The following is a 5568-nucleotide window of genomic DNA, read 5'->3' as shown; positions in this document are numbered from 1 at the left end:
TCTTTCCATTCAGTAATGACATGTTCCCTCCCTAACTGCACGCTCAAGATGAGCGTGCTTCGGGGAGTATGGGTGCTGGTGGGACGCTGTGCGCCTCAGGCGCGGCGGCGATTCTTTACCCCCGCCAGGCCCGTCAGGGCGGCGAGGGTGATCAGGAGCAGCATGGTGTTGGTGTTGCGGTCGGCGTCACGGTTCGTTGGGGGCAGGTCGGCGGAATATCGAGCCACGTAGTCGCCCGCTTCAAACAGACCGCCAAGGCTCGTGCCAGCGGTAACGATCAGCTCTCCGTTGTGCACGGCGAGGTTCACCACAGAGGCTGCATCAAGAACCTGCGTCGCGCCACCCGTCGTCGGGTTGCAGGCTAAGAGCCCTGCGCTCCCGCCCACGAATACGAGCGAGTTGCTCACTACCGCAAGGCCCATCCATTGCGTACCGGCAACATGCAGGGTGGTTGGGCAGATCTCTTGCCAGGTGGAGCCAACGGTGCGGCGGTATACGCCCTCCCAGCCGGCAATGTAGAGCGTGTCTTCGAAGTTGACGGTGGGGTACATGGTTACCGACGGCACACCGCTCTGCGCGGACCAGATGTTCGGCGAGGTGTACGGGCCGGGATACTCTGCAATGGAGTTCGCGCCAGCCACACCACCTGCGTTTCCAAAGTTTCCCGACACGATCACACCACCGTCTGGGTGTGCCGCGATGCCGCTCACAAAACTGTCCAACGCCGGCCCACCTGCGCCATTGTCGCCCGCAGGGCTCCAAATGTTTGGCGCGGGAACGGTGCACGTGATGCCTGCACCCCCGCACACCGTGACGTCGGGTGGAGGTGCGCTGCACGCGCCGAGCAGCATGGTGCACGAGAAGCTCGTTCCCAAGATCAAGTGATCGGCGTTCGCATTCCCATTGGCGTTGCTGAACTGACCACCGACATAGAGAACGCCACTCCGCTCATCGGCGAAGATTGAGTTGACAGTGCCGGTGTCAATGACATCGTCGCCGAAACCGACGGCGCTATCGAATCCGCGCCACTGGTAGCTCCAGTACCCGGTAAACGTTGGATCGGGGAGCGTGTACCAGGCGAGGTTGGCGCGTGGATTGCCCAAGTAGTCGGTGACGGTGAAATCGCCACCGATATAGATGTTGTCCCCCGAGACCTCAATCGACCGCACGGAGCCAGCCGTAATCGCGCCGTCTCCTTCGCCGACCGATCCGATCGCCTGCCACTCCAGGACCGTGCCGTTCCAGCGCACCAGCCGGTCAGCCGCGTTAATGCCAGCGAAGTCGGTGAAGTCCCCACCAAGGAAGAGGTCGGGCCCAACTGATTTGATCGCGTAGATGTTGCCGTTCGCCAGTGCCGAGTCACCGGTGCCGTAGATCGCCTGCCAGCCGTATCCGCTCAAGTTCGGACCCGCCGGTGCGGCCGGCGCCGCCGTGATCGCCAGGGTCGCAGCGGCCAGCGCGACGACAAGGAGTTGGCGGGCTGCGGTTATTGGGGGAGTGTAGCGGGAGGGGGGCGCCGTTCAGGGGTGCTCAACGTGCGGCACGCCCGTCTCTTGCACCCCAGTGCTGTACCTTACAGAGGCCCGCCAGGTCCGACTTGCGGCAACCTGCCCGCGGGACCCGCTCGGGAGGGATTGACCACATGCCGCAGCGCATCACCACCATCATCACTTCACTCGCCCTTATTGGGGCCATCTTCGCCGGCGTGCCGAGTTCGGTGCGGGCAGACGCAGCGGAGATTTATGTCGGCATCGCTGGTGCGGACTACACCACTGCGGTGGCTGGGTGCCGCGATCTTGACATCCCCATTCTCGCTGGCTCGGGAGTAGACGTGGCAGAAGACATTGCCGATGCATCGGTCGATGCTGACAGTGGCGGTACGATTTATCTCTGCCCAGGGACCTATCACTTCCTCACTGCAGCAGTGATGCAAAGGAACGACATAACTCTTAAGGGAGCTGGCGCCACGCAAACAATTCTCGACGGCGGCTATGATTCGCGCATCGTCGTAACAATGGGCAACCTCCTCATTGAAAGCCTCACGATGCAGAACGCTCGAGGCTTTGACGCCGATGAAGGCGGAGCAGTTCTTGCCGGCGGAACAGTCGACGTTACCAGCGTCACCTTCAAGCATAACTTTGCCAATAAGGGCGGTGGCGCCATCGCGGCCGGAGGCACGGTTGTGGCATACGAAAGCGTGTTCACCAGCAACACCGCCCACGACCAGGGCGGTGCGATTGCATCCCATTCGTTTGTGTTTGTCTATGACAGCTCATTCACGAGCAACTCCAGCATTGCTGATGAGAATTGTGTTGGCGGCGGCGGTGCAATTGCATCGGTAGACGACGTGTTTGTGGAGCGCTCCACATTCACACGCAACACTGCGGTGGTCAGCACTGATCTTTTGACCTGCGAGGATAATCAAAACTATGGTGGATCAGGTGGGGCAATTGGAACCTACGCGTTTGCATTTGTGCAGGACTCAACGTTCTCAGGAAACACTGCAGCAGTCGCAGGTGGCGCGATTATGGCACTAGATTTAACCCCTACGGCGCATACTGAATTCACTATTGAGCGCTCGACATTTATCAAGAACCGGGCACTTTATGGTGGTGCATTGTATGTCTCATCCGATCGTCCATTGATTACCACCACCATCACAGGCAACGTGTTCAAGGGGAACAGCGCAAAAGTTGGCGCTGGCAAGGGATCATGGTTCCGAACTAATTCCGGACGTGGTGGTGCTGTGTACGCCCAAACTCAAATTACGATGACAAACAATCGATTCTCCCAAAACCGAGCGTCGGTCTCTGGAGGTGCGGCGTATCTGCTGACCGGTAGTGACGAGACCCTGGCCGCAATGACAGGGAACCGCTTCGTGGCAAACATCGGAGGGAAAGCTGGTGGCGCTGTCGGGTATAACTCGGCAGATGCCGGTTCTGTTCCTACAAGATCCGAGCTCCACAAGGCGTTACGAGCAAATCGTTTCTCCAGCAATGCTGCCTCACGCGGTGCAACGATCGGTGCGTCGAACGTTGCCCTCGCTCGATAGGCCATCCTCTGCGGCGTGTGCCTAGAGCACACGCCGCGGGGAGGCTTTCCCTGTTGAGCGCGCTGCGTTAGGCACGGCCTAGGGAGGGGGCGCTCCGCTACGCTACAGATATGAGCATGCGTATTGGACTCTTGGGCGGTGGCACGGTCGGAGCGGCGGTCGCGCGCGGGCTGGCTAGCCGGGCCGAAGAGTGGGGGATCGGCATCGCGGGCATTGCGGTGCGCGACCTGGCCAAGGCGCAGGCTGCTGGTCTCGATCGCATTGCACCACTAACGACTGACCCTGCGGCCCTTGCCGCTTCTGATGATATTGATGTTGTCGTTGAGCTCATGGGTGGGCTCGACCCCGCCATGCCGATTGTTGAGGCGGCACTCAAAGCTGGCCGACCAGTCGTCACCGCGAACAAGCTGCTCCTGGCGACGTTTGGCGCGCGACTCGAATCGTTGGCGCGATCAACCGATACGGCGCTGCGCTTTGAGTCGGCCGTGGCTGCGGGCGTGCCAGTAATTGGCGTGTTGGCTCGTGATTTGTCGGCGAATGAGATCACCTCGATTCGCGGCATCATCAATGGCACCACCAACTACATCCTCACCAAGATGGAGAGCGAGGGCTGGTCGTATGACCAGGCGCTCGCCGAAGCGCAGAAGATCGGCTACGCCGAGGCGAATCCAAAGAGCGACGTCGAAGGCGAAGATGCCGCTGCAAAGCTCGTGGTCTTGGCGCGCCTCGCCGCGGGTGCATGGCCGGCACTCTCACACGTGCAGTTCGACGATGCCCCCGGCATTACGGGCGTCACGGCTGCGGCGATTGCCGATGCGGCAATGCGCGGCGCGCGACTGCGCATGATTGCGGAGTGGCGGAACGGTGGCGACGATGCGTCTAAAGACTCTCTGTCGGTGCGCGTGACCGAAGTGCCCGCCGACTCGCGACTCGGTACCACCGTTGGTGGCGGGAACCTGATTGTGATCTCGGGCGATTTGATTGGTGATCTGACGTTGGCTGGCGCAGGTGCGGGCCCAGGGTCGACCGCTTCTGGTGTGTTGAACGACCTGTTGGCGATTGCGCGCGGCGAGGGTTCATCGTGGGGCGATCTTCCTGCGGCGATCGCGGCACCAGCTCCGGCCTGGATCAAGGCTGCAAAGCGCGGCGCAAAGTGAACGCGCCACTGCGCATTACGTACCCAACTGGATGGTTGCTCGCAGTGGCGAATACCGATGCTGCCGCAGAGCTCGGTCGCGCGCGCGCTGAGCTTGTGGGCGCGGGCGATGTGCTGCTGCTCGACGTTGCCGGTCCGAGCGTTGCCGGTCCGAGCGTTGCCACTCTGGCGAAGCCGGGCCTGTTCGGTCGCTTCATGAACCTGCTGCGCCACTTGAGTACCGACCAGGCGGCCGACTTGATCGTGTACGAGGGGGCACGTGTAGCTGGGCGCACCGTACTCGCCGTGCGTGGCTTGAGCGAGGCGCAGCGTCGTGAGCTCGCCGACGCCTGGAAGGCTGAGGGGCTGCACTTCATTAACTACTTCGGTGGCATGACCAGCGAAGACTGGGGGATCTGGCAGGGGCCGGTCCTGCCTGAGCTGCCGAGCTGGGTGTGGCGATGAGCGGCTCGTTTGGCGCACGACCGATCCTGCTGGAGCGCTTCCGCGACCTGCTCCCCGTTACCGCCTCCACGCCAATCCTCACCCTTGGTGAGGGCGCCACTCCTCTAGTTCGCGTGCCGCGCCTCGGTGCCGACATTGGTGCGTCGGATCTGTGGCTCAAAGTCGAAGGGGCGAACCCGACCGGATCGTTCAAGGATCGTGGCATGGTCATGGCGGTCGCCAAGGCGGCAGAGTCTGGTGCGCGCGCCGTTGTCTGCGCCAGCACCGGCAACACTTCGGCATCGGCGGCCGCCTACGCCGCCGCCGCGGGGCTCGAGGCAATTGTGCTCTTGCCTGCGGGCAAGATCGCCGCGGGGAAGTTGCTGCAGGCGTTTGCCGCTGGCGCCAAGGTCATCTCGATCGATGGCAACTTCGACGATGCGCTCCAGATCGTGCGCGAGCTTGGCGCCGGTGGTGGCGGTATTGAGATCGTGAACTCGATCAATCCGCACCGCATTGCCGGGCAAGCCACGGCGGCACACGAGATCATTGCCGACTTGGGCGACGCCCCCGACGTGTTGGCGCTCCCCGTGGGGAACGCGGGGAACATCAGCGCCTACTGGCGCGGCTTCACCGACGCGGTGCGCATTGGCAGCACCAAGCGCCGACCGCGCATGGCTGGCTTCCAGGCGGCGGGTGCCGCACCATTTGTTTCGGGTGCGCCGATCTCGAACCCAGAGACGATTGCCACGGCGATTCGCATCGGCAAGCCTGCGTCGTGGGATCTGGCGATCGCTGCGCGCGACGAGTCGGGCGGCTTCATTCGCGCCGTTACCGACGACGAGATCCTGCGCGCGCAGGCCGACATCATTCGCCTGGCTGGCATCTTCGTGGAGCCCGCCTGCGCCGCGCCGATTGCCGGCCTGCGCAACGCCAT

At 62.5% G+C, this 5568-nt stretch carries 5 protein-coding genes; 4 read left to right on the top strand and 1 reads right to left on the bottom strand.

The window, feature by feature from the left end; all coding sequences use genetic code 11:
- Positions 1 to 95: 95 nt before the first annotated feature.
- A complete protein-coding gene (locus tag AC3LCN_RS05860; RefSeq protein WP_488649133.1) occupies positions 96 to 1400 on the bottom strand; it encodes a hypothetical protein in 1305 nt (434 codons plus the stop codon).
- A gap of 242 nt (positions 1401 to 1642) precedes the next feature.
- Between AC3LCN_RS05860 and AC3LCN_RS05855 the strand changes: the two genes are divergently transcribed.
- The 4 genes from AC3LCN_RS05855 to thrC form a co-directional block, all read left to right on the top strand.
- Entirely contained in the window at positions 1643 to 3052 is a 1410-nt protein-coding gene (locus AC3LCN_RS05855) for a right-handed parallel beta-helix repeat-containing protein (RefSeq protein ID WP_488649132.1), read from the top strand.
- Positions 3053 to 3162: 110 nt separating this feature from the next.
- Complete coding sequence (locus AC3LCN_RS05850) at positions 3163 to 4209, top strand: homoserine dehydrogenase (RefSeq protein ID WP_488649131.1); 1047 nt, start codon at positions 3163 to 3165, stop codon at positions 4207 to 4209.
- A complete protein-coding gene (locus tag AC3LCN_RS05845; RefSeq protein ID WP_488649130.1) occupies positions 4206 to 4652 on the top strand; it encodes a hypothetical protein in 447 nt (148 codons plus the stop codon). The genes AC3LCN_RS05850 and AC3LCN_RS05845 overlap by 4 nt, the downstream gene beginning before the upstream one ends.
- Positions 4649 to 5568 (top strand): threonine synthase (gene thrC, locus AC3LCN_RS05840; protein ID WP_488649129.1); only part of this gene is annotated, 920 nt, incomplete at its 3' end. The genes AC3LCN_RS05845 and thrC, both read left to right, overlap by 4 nt.

Source organism: Candidatus Limnocylindrus sp. (assembly GCF_040397215.1).
Taxonomy (GTDB): Bacteria; Chloroflexota; Limnocylindria; order Limnocylindrales; family Limnocylindraceae; genus Limnocylindrus.
The sequence above is the reverse complement of the archived record's forward strand: the minus strand, read 5'-3'. Positions and strand labels throughout refer to the sequence as shown.

Coding starts and splice junctions, on each gene's coding strand:
- AC3LCN_RS05855 (WP_488649132.1), top strand. CDS start 1,643: ATGCCGCAGCGCATCACCACCATCATCACTTCACTCGCCCTTATTGGG.
- AC3LCN_RS05850 (WP_488649131.1), top strand. CDS start 3,163: ATGAGCATGCGTATTGGACTCTTGGGCGGTGGCACGGTCGGAGCGGCG.